This is a genomic window from Pseudoalteromonas sp. SG41-5 (assembly GCF_014164495.1).
Lineage (GTDB): Bacteria > Pseudomonadota > Gammaproteobacteria > Enterobacterales > Alteromonadaceae > Pseudoalteromonas > Pseudoalteromonas rhizosphaerae.
Window position 1 is genome coordinate 1 of the sequence record NZ_JACJFH010000106.1, and the last position, 15,004, is coordinate 15,004.

Below are 15,004 nucleotides of genomic sequence, written 5' to 3' on the forward strand. Positions count from 1 at the left end.
AAAGAGTGTTACAAACTGTAAAATCTTCAATTTCTATTGCTCTTTAGCATGATATAATCGAACAAATGCCTTAATTTACTACCGTCATGATAGCAACTATTAGCCAACAAGATGCCGCGACCGATTTAGTCGCAAGTTACTTAAAAACTATAATTAAACAAGGGTTTACTGGCGACACTGATGCAAGTTATGCCACTCGTATAACTGCATCAACTGATAACAGTATTTACCAGCAGTTACCGCAAAGTGTTATTTTTCCTAAAACTGAAAAAGATATTCAAATTGCCCTGCAAACTGCTGCACAAGACCCTTATCTATCGCTGACTTTTGGACCTCGCGGCGGTGGTACAGGCACCAACGGTCAATCATTAACTCCCGGGATCGTAGTCGATTTATCACGTTATATGCGAGAAATCCTCGAAATTAATCCTGAAGAAGGTTGGGTTAGAGTGCAAACGGGCGTGATTAAAGATCAACTAAATGATTTTTTACGCCCTTATGGATTTTTCTTTGCACCTGATTTATCAACGAGTAATCGCGCAACAATCGGCGGAATGGTTAATACCGATGCATCAGGACAAGGCTCACTGGTGTATGGTAAAACTAGCGATCATGTTTTAGGACTTACCACTTATTTAGTCGATGGCACACAAATGTCAACGACACCAATAGACATTGATAAAGCCAAACTAATTGCTGAACAAAACACTACAATCGGTAAACTGTACGCAACAGTGCTTGATATTTGTTTGTCTGAGCGTGATGCAATTTTAGCCAAGTTTCCACGTTTAAATCGCTTTTTAACCGGATATGACTTAGAACATGTGCTAAGTGATGACTTACAAACCTTTGATATGAGTAGGCTAATAACTGGCTCAGAAGGTTCGCTTGGTATTGTTACTGAGGCTAAATTAAACATCACACCTATTGCTGAATTCAAAACCTTAATCAACATCAAGTATGATAGCTTTGATTCGGCACTGCGGCATTCACCGTTTTTGGTCGATGCTCGTGCTACCTCAGTTGAAACCGTTGACAGCAAAGTTTTAAATCTTGCACGTGAAGATATAATTTGGCATTCAGTATCGGACTTAATAACCGATGTGCCAAATAAAGATATGCAAGGGCTTAACATGGTTGAGTTTAATGCTGTATCGCCTGATGACATAAAAGACAAAGTTGAGTCGCTTTGTGCATTACTCGATGATTGCGTTGCACAACAAAAAAATGGCGTAATTGGTTATCAACTTACCAGCAGTAAGGCTGATATTTTAAAAATTTATGCCATGCGTAAGAAATCAGTTGGCTTGTTAGGTAATGTTAAAGGCGCACAAAAACCTTTGGCGTTTGCTGAAGACACCGCCGTACCACCTGAGAATCTTGCAGATTATATTGTTGAATTTAGAGCTTTGCTCGATAGCCATAATTTACAATATGGCATGTTTGGTCATGTTGATGCCGGTGTATTACATGTTAGACCGGCACTTGATATGTGTGATCCCGAACAAGAAAAATTACTGCGAGTGATCTCTGATGAAGTTGTTAAACTCACAGCTAAATACGGTGGTTTAATGTGGGGCGAGCACGGCAAAGGGTATAGAAGTGAATATGGCCCTGAGTTTTTTGGTGAGCATTTATTTAAGCAATTACGACTTATAAAATCAGCTTTTGATCCTAACAATAGGATTAATCCCGGAAAAATATGTACTCCGATTGAAAGTAAGGACTCACTAGTTAGTGTTGACGGTCAAAAGCGTGCGTGGTTCGACAGACAAATTTCGGTTGATGTTAAAACTAGTTTTAATAATGCAATGACATGCAATGGTAATGGTATTTGCTTTAACTATGATGAAAACTCTCCTATGTGCCCATCATATAAAGTAACCGGTGATCGTCGTAATTCACCTAAAGGTCGCGCAAGTTTAATGCGCGAATGGTTACGATTACAAGAAGCAAAAGAGATTGATTTAATTGAGGTTGAAAAAGAACTTAACAAAGGTGAAGTGATCACCTGGTGGGAACGTTTTCAACATAGCCGCGATAAAAAGAAAGGCGTATATGATTTTTCTCATGAAGTTAAAGCCTCAATGGATGAGTGTTTAGCGTGTAAAGCATGTACCACAGCGTGCCCAATAAAAGTTGATGTACCGACTTTTAGATCACGTTTTTTAAATTATTATCACAGTTACTACGCGCGCCCACTCAAAGATTATCTAGTCGGTAATATTGAAGCCAGTGCACCATTAATGGCCAAATTTTCAAATGTAATAAACCCAATTGTAAAAACTAAATTAGTCAGCTCATTAATAAAAAAATCTGTTGGCTATGTTGATACACCCGTACTCAGTTCACCACGTTTAACAAAACGGATTAATAAAACACACGAATTTAATTTTGCACAACTTTCAGGCTTATCTCCCGATCAACAAAGTGAGTATGTACTAATTGTGCAAGATCCGTTTACCAGTTTTTATGAAGCTGAGCTGGTAGAAAGTTTTATAAAAATAATTTCCGCACTAGGCAAGAAGGCAATACTGTTACCGTTTAAGCCAAATGGAAAACCGCAACACGTTAAAGGTTTTTTAAATGAATTTAAGATCACAGCAAAAAATGCAGCAACATTTTTAAATTCATTATCTGAAATAAATGCACCACTTGTAGGTTTAGATGCATCATTAGTAATGTGTTATCGGGATGAATATAATTCTATTTTAGGTGATGAACGTGGTGAATTTGAAGTGCTACTTGCTCATGAATGGTTAGCAACACAATCTTTTAAATCATTAGCTAACAAAGTTGATAGCAATATAACATTTACGTTATTAAGTCATTGTACTGAAACAACCGCATTACCAAAAGCGGCGAATGTATGGCAAACAATTTTTACTGACTTAGGCCTAAAACTTAATACAACAGCAACAGGGTGTTGCGGTATGGCAGGTACATATGGCCATGAAGCGCAAAACCAAAAAAACTCTCGAGCATTATATGAAATGAGTTGGCAAGGTGTTGTAGAGAAAAATAAACCAGAGCAATTATTAGCAACCGGTTTTTCTTGTCGTAGCCAAGTTAAACGCTATGAAAAATTCAAACCAAAACACCCAATAGAACTACTAGCAGATAAGCTAAGCAATAACATTTAATATAAAAATGCCGCACGCTTTTAAAAAGGAATGCGGCATTTTTTATATCGTTTTTTTTATTTTAAATAACTATCAGCAATAGGCTTGGTGCTCATACCATGAATAAAAACACTAAATAAAATAGTTGTCATAGCAATCGTAGCTATAAGGTATTTATTTTCGATGCCGCTATCGATCACCATTAAAGTAAATACAATAGAGGCTAAGCCTCTCGGGCCAAACCAAGCAAAAGTAAAACGTTCTTTCATTTTTAATTTAGTAAATTGTAATGACAACATCACAGGGATAATTCGAATAAGCGTTGTACTCAGTAGTGCAAATACAGTAAGTGCCCATGATAATTCTGGCAAAACTAAATAGCTGCATACAAAACCAAATAAACACCAGATCAACAAACCAGTAAAGTCCGCGATGTGTTCACTATCTTCAACGAGTTTTAAGCGTAAAGCCTGATCGGTAAATCTATCAAAAATTAATCCAGCAACAAACACCGCAATAAAACCACTGCTATGCAAACTTTGTGCGATTGAAAAAATGGCCATTGCCATACCAACCACTAAAAATGGGCTACTATTATTTGAAAAATAATGACGTTGCATGGCAAATTTAATCGCGGGAATGATCAATCCCATTGCAGCAACTGCAACCAGAATAGCCACACCTAATTCACGCGCAAAAACTATGACTGTATCAAAAACCGAAAATGTAGATGCAGGCTCTTTTGCTAACAACATCAAGACTAAAAATATTGGCACACATAAACCATCGTTTAAACCACTTTCAGTATTGATCCCTTCACGAATTTTTTCAGGCACCGCGCTGCTATTTAATAATCCTTTACTCAGCGCTGCATCCGTCGGCGTTAATATTATTGCAACTAGTGCAGCTTGAATAAGTGTCAGCTGGGTAAACATTAAACTCGCAATAATAATTCCAGCAAACAAGGTAAGTGGTAAAGCAATAAAAAGTAATAGGCTAGGGTATTGAAAACTGTGTTTTAAAACCATCAGTTTGGTTTTTGCCGCATCAGTAAATAAAAATATGCTCAGTGTTAATTCTATTAAAGGTAATAAGTGATCTAAGTCTCTGGTTAAATATACCGTTTTACTTGGTAGCATAAACCCGATCAACGCACCGATAATAACAAAAAACATAGGTCCGGTAATTTCAGCTCGCTCTAATTGATGCATAGATAATGAATAAATTAAAAAGGCTAAACCCACTGCAGCTAATACAACATATTCCATTTAGATTTTCCTTTTAAGTCCAGATTTTGCTCGTTCTTTGATATTTGTCTGAATATATATTTGATCGGTGGTGGCAATTTTTGCATGTCCTAAATCTTCTGATAAATGTTTTAAAGGGCGAGTTTGTGCATCATGCGTAGCACCAGTATGTCTGAGCCAATGCGCTGTTGCCGATTCTAGTTGCTCGGCATCATCAGTAAAGCCATCATCAAGTAAAGATTGTTTGGCTAAATCAAAACTTTGTTGAACTAAGCGACGAATTTGTCGAACGGTCATTCCGCCTTGACCACGAATTTTATGCACCAATGGATCAGATTCATCAACGCGGGGCAGGGCTGGTAAACCTCGGTACAACCTATAACGTTTTAAATAAGTTACAAAATCTTCACTGAGTGTGACATCGCGTAATTTATTTCCTTTGCCCATAATTCTTAAAAACCAAAAGCCATCATTATCTTGCCAAAAATGAGACATAACAGGCGACCATTGTGGTCGCTCTGATAGTTCAGAGATCCGTAAATAAAGACCTTTTAAACACGCTAAGGTAAATAAATTTCTTTCAAGATCAGGTTGTTGCTCACACTTATCACGTGTGACACCAAATACATATTCCCATTGAATATCACTCAAGGTATCAGGAATTTTTATTTGTGATTGCACAACTAAATAAGGGCTATTCTTTTTTACAACCGGTACAAAGTTAGCAAAGGTTTTTTCTTCTAAAATAGCAAACTTGTAAAATACATTTAAAGCAGTAAACATGGCCGCTAATGTTTGTTGGCTAGCAATAGATTCTTTGAGCATAAAAGGGCGCCAATTTTCGTTTAATCTACGGATCCCTTGCTCATCTTTATAGCGCCATTGCACTGAAGTCATCGCCCAGCTTTTATCGGGTTCGACCATAAAATCGACATAGGCTTCTATGTCTTCACGTTTTAATTCAAATACTGATTTTTCTGCGACTAACCAAGACCATAGGTAAAAGCGTTCGAGTTCGTTCCGAAAACGATTATAGGTCGCTTCTGATTTTCGACCATAAACATATAAAAATTGATACAAAAATACTAATTCTTGCTTAGATTCAGCGACAGTCAAGCCAACTTGCTGTATAAAGGTGGCAAGTTCTGGGTATTCTGATTGCATTGTATCATCTTCAAGATGGGCAATTTGATACCGTAATTGTTTTAATGTATCGACCAAAGCAACAAGCATAATATAGTTATTTCTAATAAAATAAAGTAGTTACAGTTTAACTTTAAAGTCCGATACTGTCTAGTATTGGACTTAGTGAATGATTATATTGTTAAGCTGATCAGATAATATCAAAGCAATGTTGCTGGTTTAAGGAAGGCATATGAAAAAGTTAATAGTTTTAAGTTTAGTTGCACTAACATTAGTCCTGTCTGGTTGTGCTACAACAGGTAGTGCTTCTCCAACTGAAAAGCGTAATCTAGTGCAAAATATGCGAGCAGATACACTAAGTAAATTATACAAAGAAAAACCAGATGTTAAAGAGCAAATTAAAAATGCCGCTGGTTATGCAGTATTTGATAATGCTAATGTCAATGTTGTTTTAGCCAGCTTTGGTGGCGGCTATGGTGTGGTTAAAAATAATTTGACGGGTAAATCCACTTATATGAATATGGGTGAAGCTGGTTTAGGACTTGGTTTAGGTGTTAAAGACTTTAATGTTGTAATGGTTTTTCATAATCAAGCTGCGTTAAATCGTTTTATTGAAAATGGTTGGGCCTTCGGTGGCAATGCCGATGCAGCGGCAAAATACCAAGATAAAGGCGGTGCACTTGTTGCCGAAGCCATTGCAGATCAAGTAACTGTTTATTCATTAACCGAAAATGGCCTTGCATTACAAGCCGTACTAAAAGGCACTAAATTCTGGGTAGATTCTGAGCTAAATTAAGACCTCAAAACCCTTCTAAAAGTGGGCTAGTTCGTATGATTACGCCCACTTTAATTTATTCTAGACTATTTAACATAACGTAATTTATGGGATATTAGTTAATGGCTATAATTTTCAAACGCGTCGGCCAAACCAAATCTCAATTATGTATCGGGGCTACCTCCAACTGGCCCATTATCATGACAACATTATAAACACGCCTTGAGGAAACACTAATCTTTCTGATGTATAATTATCACACAGATATATATGGTCATTAAGAGAGTCCTAAATTATGTATAAAATACTAAAATCGCATAACAAAATATAAGATAAATCTCATTAAGAGCGACATGGCCAATTACTTAGAATTACTAGTAAGAGATCCTAAAGGACAAAATTAACTTAATATAAAAGGTGAGTTAATGAATAAAGTAACGCGAATAGAATCAGGTAAATATTCCGTTTCAGACGGTAGGTTTATAGTCAAAAGTGGCTCTAGTTGGTATGTTCTCCAAGAAGATGGTAATAATGATTTTGGGCCTTTACCTACACTTTCAATTGCCAAAGAGTATGTTACTACAGGAACAATTGAATCTAAAGAGCCTAACCGCTCTACTCAGCATACTAGAAGGCAAAGTAGAAAAGCCTTTCATGCACATATAGCAGCAGAGTCTAAGAATGGTAATCAAGGCCCTCTTATTATTTATATAATTATTGCTCTTTTAATGTTTATCGTTGGAATAGCTATTGAAGTAAATAAAACTTTATTAAGGCTTGTCCCTATGTATCACAAAAAGTCAAACTGTCACACCTGACAGTTAACTTAATTACTAATAAAAGAGGGCTTTCGCCCTTTTCTTTATATTACGTACCGTAATTTTTGCGTTGTTAACTATCAGCCATAAAGCTACATTACTTGATAGATTAGATCATTCAATTATTTTCAGCTCAACATTTTCACTATTGAGTTTTTTATCAAAATCATCGGCTAATTTTTCAGTTTCACTAAACACGGTGTTCCAATATTTAATCCGGGTATCCGCATCGAGATCTGTAAAGTCGTTTCTGTCGGGGATTTTTCCGTAAGGTAAGCTGGCGATGAATTTTTTAGAGGGTGTGATCATAACCACGTTATCGTAATTTTCAGCGGCGACTTTACGTTTTAAGCTTTTATCAAACCACCCTGCTTTTGGATCTGAATTGAAATGTGGATATAGAATAAGTCCAGGATTGTTAATTTTAAAATCAAAGTGGTAATCAACAATACCACCATCGCGATACATACCTGTAGGCGCGCCGGCAATATTTTTTATACCTTGCATTACTAGCGGTATTGATCCGGATGCCAGTAAGGCATCTTTTAAATTTGTTTGTGTGAGTGCGATATTTTGAGTTTTAAAATTGTAGCTGTCAGTAATACTTAAATTACTATTCGGTGCGCCAAAAATAAAACGCTCATATTGCCCGCCTAATAATTTACGATTAACGCGATTAAACAGATAACTTTTTGATAAACCCAAAAGCTGTATTAATTTATGTTCACTGGCAATTAACCCGTTAGATTTTGCGACGATAAAATGCGCTTTAAATACGGGGTTATTTATAATTTCGGTGACACCGTTATCGCCAAACACATCTTCGAGTAGTGCGCGGGCTTTAGTGGTAATTTCATTAGGAGTGGGTTTATTACTAGAATATCGGGTTTGCGAATACGATTTTGCTAAGCGTTCAATGGCTGCAACGGGATCGTTTTGTGAAAAACATGCAGAGCGAAAAGCGCCAGCAGATGAGCCGATTAAATTAAGTGGTTGGGTACGGTTTTTAAAAAATTCGCCAAAAATATATCTATCTAAGCCAAATAATGTAAACCATTTAGGACCGCCACTTGCACCTAAAAAAGAGGTGAAAAGTTCAGGTTTAAAGCCCTGTTCGTTAATAATTTTAGCCGCTGTTTTCCCTGCGTGAATCTCGATCATCTAAAAAATTGTGCCTTTTATTTTGGTTGCTTTAGTTATTTTTACAACACTAAAAGTGAATACTTATGCAAAGAAAAAAGCAGCTTCATGTTGCCATAAAACCGCTTTTTATAGTTAAGTATGCTGAATTAGTCCCAAATGCCGTCTTCGCATTTGCCCTGTACTTTTACATCTTTTACTTTAAATTCGGGCTCTAAACCTTTGTCTCTTTGTGCGTGGTAATCGCTGGTGACAGACAAAATAGTCGGCGTTAACAGTATAATAGCGATAACGTTAACCACTGTCATTAACCCTAAGGCAATATCGGCTAAATCCCATACTTCTTTTAATGTGGCAGACGCCCCCCACATCATCATTGATAGATATAAAAATGTGTAAATGCCGCGCCCTACTTTATTATCGAGCTTAAATAAATGTAGGTTACTTTCGGCGTAAGCGTAATTAGCCACTACCGAGGTAAAGGCAAATAAAGTAATGGCTGCTGCTACAAAGTACACGCCCCCTTGTGCTAAATGTGCGGTCATTGCCGCTTGTGTTAAGCGAATGCCTGCCATCTCACCACTGATATCAATATCAGCCAATAAGATAATCACAGCGGTACAACTACACAACACTATAGTATCAAAAAACACCCCGAGCATTTGAATATACCCTTGCGTTACTGGGTGATTTGGAATAGGCGACGCACTTGCTGATGCATGCGGCACACTACCTGCACCGGCCTCATTAGAATATAAACCACGTTGAATACCGTTTTTGATTGCCGCGCCCATTGCGCCTGCACCGGCTTCTTGCAGCCCAAAAGCAGATAAGAATATATCCTTCAACATAGCAGGCACTTGGGTGAAGTTAATCAAGGTAATAATCACAGCTGCCAGTACAAATACAATGCCCATCACCGGCACTACTCGCTCAGCAAAGCGGGCAATAGCTTTAAAGCCACCGAGTATAATAGAGCCTGCAAGTAGGGTTATGACTATGCCTGAATATAAGGTTGGAATTTCAAAAGCGAAATTAAGCGCATCAGTAATGGTGTTGGTTTGCATCGCGCTAAAAGTAAAGCCATAACCTAAGAACAAACACAACGCAAACGCGATAGCGAGACTACGACTGCCTATTCCTTGTTGAATATAATAAGCGGGGCCACCTCTAAATTCGCCTTGACTATCGCGTACTTTATACACTTGGCCAAGTACGCTTTCTGCAAAACCGGTCGCCATGCCCAGTATGGCAATCACCCACATCCAAAATATGGCGCCACTGCCACCTAATGATATCGCAACAGCAACACCGGCTAAATTGCCAGTTCCAACCCGCGCACTTAATCCGGTGCACAGTGCTTGAAACGAACTAATGTCGTTTTTATTGCATTTGCTACTGCCTTTGAGAAGGCTGAACATGTGTTTAAATTTTAAAATTTGAATCAGTTTTAAGCGTACTGAAAACCAAATACCTGTAAACAGTAAAATGTAGATCAGTATTTGTCCTTCACCCCAAAGCAGGTTATTTATACTGCCTACGATTAAATCAAACATGTTTGCCCTTGTTATTATTTTTCAACCTGCAATAGAATACATATGCTGAATTTAAGAATATTTAGTTGGCAATACTTTATCTTGCTGATATAAATTAGCAAGTATTGAGTGTATTAAAATAACAAAAAGTTATTTACAACACCCTACAATTCCCTTCATGATTGTTTGTCATAGCAATTATTAAATTTAATAGATGAATAGCTTATCGATTCGATACTACACACGAAAAATCCACAGCCACCAGCACCACTATCACCAACTTGTTTTACCACTTTGCGGCTATATAGAACTTGAAATGAATAATTTCGCGGCGCCTGTTGGTGTTGGTCAATGTGTTGTGATCCCTAAAAATACTCTACATGCGTTTAAATCAGATGAAAATGCACGTTTTATAGTGGCCGATTTATTAGAGCTCCCAAATAACTTAACGACGATGAATGCCCCCTGTTTCAGTATTGACGATAAATTAATGAGCTATCTAAGTTTTACCCAAAAGCAGTTGCAAGGTGTAACTAACATAGATGAAGCAGCGTTATGTTTTAATTTATTTTTGGTGTTACTCAGGCAACAAACTACCAATGCGACTATTGATCCGCGGATAAATAACGTTTTGTTATTAATAAAAAAAGATTTATCGATAGACTATACATTGAATGATATGGCTGCGGTTGCATGTTTAAGTGTTACTCAATTCAAAGCGGTTTTTAAGCAATGTATGCACACCAGCCCGGTTAAACATCACACGCAATTAAGAATGGAACATGCACGTTCCTTACTTTGTTACTCTGATTTACCTATAGCAGTAATTGGTGAACAGGTTGGTTATAACGACCCTTCAGCTTTTAGTCGCGCCTTCACTTGCTACTTCAAACAATCCCCCACGAGACTTAAAAAAGCAGCTTTAACGTCAACAATATCGTCTTTTAAGCACAGTGTTAGATAGTAAAATTGATAAACTACCTTTATCAATTAATTTTTAATTAAATGTTTGCTATGTCTACAATTTTCGGCGTATTAGCTATTTTTTTATGGGGTGCATTAGCACTGTTGGGTAATTTAACTAAAGCATTACCGGCTTTTCAATTACTATTTATGTGCTTCTTTGTGTCGTTCTTATTGCTGTTTATTAAACGGCTTGTTACCAAGCAGCCTTTGTTAACTCTGCCTACACTTGGTAAGGCGCAAACAATTATTGGTATAGTTGGCTTATTTGGTTTTCATTTTTGTTATTTTATGGCACTTAAATATGCACCATTGATTGAAGTTAGCCTGATTGTATATTTATGGCCATTGTTATTGGGTGTTTTTGTCGCACGGTCTGAAAACAAAATAAATGCGATTATAGGCGGGCTGGTTGGTTTTATAGGGATCGTGTTTTTAATTAGTGATGGCAGTGGTTTTACTATCAATAGCCAGTACTTTTTAGGCTACCTATTTGCTGCGAGTTGTGCGCTATTATGGTCGAGTTATTCATTGTTCATGACTCGCTTTGATAATCACGTTGATGATATTGGTTGGCTTTCTCTTTATGTAGCTATTTTGGCCTTATTGGCACATATATATTTTGAACAAACAGTCACGCGTTTTTCATTAACGCAGACTGTAGGTATTTTTTTGTTAGGGTTAGGACCTGTCGGTGGCGCATTTTACTTATGGGACATCGCTTTAAAAAGAGGTAATAAAACGTTACTTGCCTCTTTGAGTTTTTTAACACCGTTACTTTCTACCGTGTTACTGGTTATGGCTCAACAAATACATTTTTCATGGGCAATTTTAATTGCATTGGCATTTGTTTTAATTGGCGCAGCGATCAGTAATTATAAATGCAGGCCTCGGAGCGTTAATGCGAGCCATTTATGACTCGCTTATTAATTACAAACTAACAACACCGGATACTTATCCAACTCACATACAACTGATCGGAATAAATTTATCAATACTAATTAGTTAGCTACAGCAACAGGATGGGTATTGTTTGCTGGGTATTGCTCAGTAAAATAGTTATTACCTGCCAATAAACCTAATTTATAATCACGACGTAGATCATTGGTTGAGCTACCAAGTAATTTGCTCGAAAGCTTTTGGTTTGCAAAAATTTGTATTATTTCTACATCTTTCGGAGGATTGGCAATAAATGCTAACTCATCCTCATACGCTTGTTCGTGTTGTAATAAGTAATCTAAGGTTTTTGGGCAATATCCTGATGCACAAACAAACGCTTTTAACTTGTTTACCCATGCCGACTGCGCTTGAAAGTCTTGATCAACTGTGCGGATCACCACAATTTTACGTGCACCACGATTGTAGGCCTCGCGCACTGGTAGTGGCGCAGCAAGGCCACCATCTAGGTAAAAGTCTGACTCAGCGTGTACGTCGGTTTTATCTATTTCATTAGCAGCTAATGCATTTAACCATGGCGTAAGTTTTACACCTTGTTTATATAAAAATGGCAGTGCACTTGACGCTTTTAATAGATCTCGCCATTGCTGGCCTTCACCGGTTGGTGATAAAAAATAAGGTTTTCGATCACGGGCATTAGTGGCGGTAATAAGTAACTCCCGTTCACCCAAACTGGCTTTTGCAGTTTTAAAATCAAGTGCTCTGTTAACTTCGGTAGTTTTATCAAAGTACCAGTCTAAGTCGACTATATGTTTACCTACTAAACCACGGCCTAATTGAAAAAATCGTTTGTGACGCGAAAGCCCTCTTATTAAGCGTTTGGCATACCCTTTTTGGCGAGCTAAATAGCTAGTAAGATTTTGTGAACCTGCTGAAGTACCAATAAATAAATCGAATGGGTCATATTCATGTTCAAGCCATGCATCGAGTACACCTGCGGTGAAGATCCCTCGTTGCCCACCACCTTCCGCGATCAATGCTGTTTTATCGAAAGTATTTGTGATTTTGGGGTCTTGAGGTTTCAAAATATGCCTTCCTTTGTAATTACTTTACTGGTTTATACCTTCATTTTAATGTGTTTAAATCAAACGTTAAAATTGATTATATAAATCGAATTGATTATAAAAACAGAACGCAAGCTTAAATAAGATTAGTGCTGTGTTTTGCACTTTTAAGTAGAGTTCAGAAACTAGTAAACTTTGTGTATTAGCTAGTTTCTGTATTGTAACGGGAGTTAAGTGTACCTTAGCTTAATTTTCAGTGGTTATGCTTTTATTGACCGTAAAATCTCCAACGCGTGATGACGGTCGCTACTTTGGTAAAGATCATTGGTAAAAATGAATTCATCGACACCAAGCTCTTTGACTATCATATTTAGCTTATGAGCAATGGTCACAGGACTCCCTACCACAGATAATCCTAAAAAGTTTTCAACTTGAGCCTGCTCTTGCTCATTCCATAATCCAGCCATGCTTTTAACGGGAGCTTTTAGCCATAAAGGATCACCACGTAACAGTGCTAAGATACGCTGTTTTGACGTGGTTGCTAAAAACTGTGCATGTTCATCGCTATCTGCTGCAACAATCGGTAAGCCAAGCATTACATAAGGTTTGTCTAACACATCAGAAGGTTGAAATTCACGGCGGTATAAAGCGATTGCATCATAAACAAAACGCGGTGCAAAGTGGCCAGCAAACACATAAGGGAGGCCTTTTTTAGCTGCTAGTTGCGCACTATATAAACTGGAACCAAGTAACCAAATAGGTACATTGGTATTCTCGCCAGGAATAGCGCGAACAGGGTGACTACCATCGTAAGGGCCCAATAAAGTTTGCAGTTCAGTGACTTCATCGGCAAAGTTTTCAGCGCGTCGTTCATCTCGGCGCAGAGCACGACTGGTTATATGATCGCTACCTGGTGCGCGACCTAAACCTAAATCAATACGCCCAGGGTATAAATTCTCTAACGTGCCGTATTGCTCTGCAACAATCAGTGGCGGGTGATTTGGTAACATAACGCCACCAGCACCTACTCGTATAGTTTTAGTTTGCCCTGCTATGTGGCCAATTAATACAGAGGTTGCCGCGCAGACAATTCCCGGCATATTATGATGTTCAGCCATCCAAAATCGGTTAAAACCGAGTTCATCAGCTTTTTGTGCATAAGCGACACTATTTGCAAGAGTACTTGAGACGGTGGCATCTTCTTTCATTGGGCTAAGCTCAAGTAAAGAAAACGGTATTGCAGATAACCCAGACATGCGTACTCCTCATTGCCTTTAATAAGTGATAAAGATAGTCAAAATAATTTAACCATCATTACATTAATGGGTCTGCTGGGTGGTTAATTCAATCATTGATTTTAACTACTCAATTGATCCTGTCGATTAAGCTAAGTGCAGAGTGATTATTGCATTAAATGCACTTACACTCATTCAATGCAATTACAATACACTAAATAAACTACACACGTTATTAGCTGTATCAAACATAACAATATGATTTATAAATATTATTTTTATTTTAAATGTTTTGGATCAGGTATGCGTAATTGTTTAACGAGTGGGTGATTTATTTTTTTCATTTCTATTAATACTAATTGAGCAACTTCTCGAGCACCAAGTTCATTGAAATGGGTATTGTCTTCTACGCCCATAGGGTAATTTGGATGTAAGTTAGGTGCTATATGCATAAAACGTAGGCGTGAGTTGATCCCACCAAGCTTTTGAAAATACTGTTGGGTCACCCGTTCCATGTCAATAAAATCGACCCCTGTCTGTTTAGCTACATCTCTTACTATATCAGCGTAAATAGGATGGGTGTCCTTGATCTGACCTTTTTCATCAAAATAACGACGCGTTACCGGGGTCATCAGTAATGGCTGTGCCTGCTTTGCTCTTACTTCAGCAATAAAATTAACTAGGTTTTGCTTATATTGCTCTGGTGTAGTGTAGCGGTCTACTTTCTGTTTTGACTGATCGTTATGACCAAATTGAATGATCACAAAATCATCTTTATTAAGTTCATTTATAATGCCCGCCCACAAGCCTTCACTGATAAAGGTGCGTGTACTACGACCATTTTTAGCACGATTTTTAACGTCGATGCTGTCATTAAAAAAGATACTAAAGGGCATTCCCCAACCTGTTTCAGGGTAATCCTTCACTTCTTTAATTGACATGGTTGAATCCCCTGCCATAAAAAGCTGAACTTTAGTAGTTGCTGACATACTTGAAAAACTCACCATGATAAATATTGCTGCTATTAATTTTCCCATTCTACTCGCTCTTTATTGTTTTTAAAAA

Annotated in this window: 12 protein-coding genes; 5 read left to right on the forward strand and 7 right to left on the reverse strand. The window is 37.6% G+C overall.

Features of this window, described 5'->3' with window-relative positions:
- The first annotated feature begins 86 nt into the window (after positions 1 to 86).
- A complete protein-coding gene (locus H5232_RS19795) occupies positions 87 to 3,143 on the forward strand; it encodes an FAD-binding and (Fe-S)-binding domain-containing protein (RefSeq protein WP_182831383.1) in 3,057 nt (1,018 codons plus the stop codon).
- A gap of 56 nt (positions 3,144 to 3,199) precedes the next feature.
- On the opposite strand, the gene H5232_RS19800 is transcribed toward H5232_RS19795, so the two are convergent.
- Together H5232_RS19800 and H5232_RS19805 are read right to left on the reverse strand one after the other, a co-directional pair.
- Positions 3,200 to 4,390, reverse strand: coding sequence for a sodium:proton antiporter (locus H5232_RS19800; RefSeq protein ID WP_182831384.1), 1,191 nt, complete (start codon positions 4,388 to 4,390; stop codon positions 3,200 to 3,202).
- Complete coding sequence (locus H5232_RS19805) at positions 4,391 to 5,602, reverse strand: tyrosine-type recombinase/integrase (protein ID WP_149980295.1); 1,212 nt, start codon at positions 5,600 to 5,602, stop codon at positions 4,391 to 4,393.
- Between the two features lie 142 nt (positions 5,603 to 5,744).
- On the opposite strand from H5232_RS19805, the gene H5232_RS19810 reads away from it, so the two are divergent.
- Together H5232_RS19810 and H5232_RS19815 are read left to right on the forward strand one after the other, a co-directional pair.
- Positions 5,745 to 6,308: a YSC84-related protein gene (locus tag H5232_RS19810; RefSeq protein ID WP_145239042.1), complete on the forward strand. Its 564-nt coding sequence runs from the start codon at positions 5,745 to 5,747 to the stop codon at positions 6,306 to 6,308.
- A 404-nt stretch (positions 6,309 to 6,712) separates the two neighbouring features.
- Entirely contained in the window at positions 6,713 to 7,105 is a 393-nt protein-coding gene (locus H5232_RS19815) for a hypothetical protein (RefSeq protein WP_182831385.1), read from the forward strand.
- A gap of 114 nt (positions 7,106 to 7,219) precedes the next feature.
- Here H5232_RS19815 and H5232_RS19820 read toward each other — a convergent pair whose 3' ends face one another.
- Complete coding sequence (locus H5232_RS19820) at positions 7,220 to 8,266, reverse strand: patatin-like phospholipase family protein (protein WP_182794171.1); 1,047 nt, start codon at positions 8,264 to 8,266, stop codon at positions 7,220 to 7,222.
- A gap of 128 nt (positions 8,267 to 8,394) precedes the next feature.
- On the reverse strand, positions 8,395 to 9,801 hold the full coding sequence (locus tag H5232_RS19825) for a sodium:alanine symporter family protein (protein WP_145239049.1): 1,407 nt from the start codon (positions 9,799 to 9,801) through the stop codon (positions 8,395 to 8,397).
- 295 nt (positions 9,802 to 10,096) lie between these two features.
- Here H5232_RS19825 and H5232_RS19830 point away from each other — a divergent pair, with 295 nt between their 5' ends.
- The gene (locus tag H5232_RS19830) at positions 10,097 to 10,744 is read left to right on the forward strand and encodes a helix-turn-helix domain-containing protein (RefSeq protein WP_259398438.1); all 648 of its coding nucleotides are present in this window, start codon (positions 10,097 to 10,099) and stop codon (positions 10,742 to 10,744) included.
- A gap of 50 nt (positions 10,745 to 10,794) precedes the next feature.
- Complete coding sequence (locus H5232_RS19835) at positions 10,795 to 11,661, forward strand: DMT family transporter (RefSeq protein WP_182717273.1); 867 nt, start codon at positions 10,795 to 10,797, stop codon at positions 11,659 to 11,661.
- Between the two features lie 83 nt (positions 11,662 to 11,744).
- Here H5232_RS19835 and H5232_RS19840 read toward each other — a convergent pair whose 3' ends face one another.
- The 3 genes from H5232_RS19840 to H5232_RS19850 form a co-directional block, all read right to left on the reverse strand.
- Positions 11,745 to 12,725, reverse strand: coding sequence for a patatin family protein (locus H5232_RS19840; RefSeq protein ID WP_145239058.1), 981 nt, complete (start codon positions 12,723 to 12,725; stop codon positions 11,745 to 11,747).
- Positions 12,726 to 12,964: 239 nt separating this feature from the next.
- Positions 12,965 to 13,960 carry an LLM class flavin-dependent oxidoreductase gene (locus tag H5232_RS19845; RefSeq protein ID WP_182831386.1) on the reverse strand — a complete coding sequence of 332 codons (996 nt, stop codon included), beginning with the start codon at positions 13,958 to 13,960 and terminating at the stop codon, positions 12,965 to 12,967.
- Positions 13,961 to 14,217: 257 nt separating this feature from the next.
- Entirely contained in the window at positions 14,218 to 14,976 is a 759-nt protein-coding gene (locus H5232_RS19850) for a rhamnogalacturonan acetylesterase (protein WP_182761024.1), read from the reverse strand.
- Between the last annotated feature and the right edge of the window lie 28 nt (positions 14,977 to 15,004).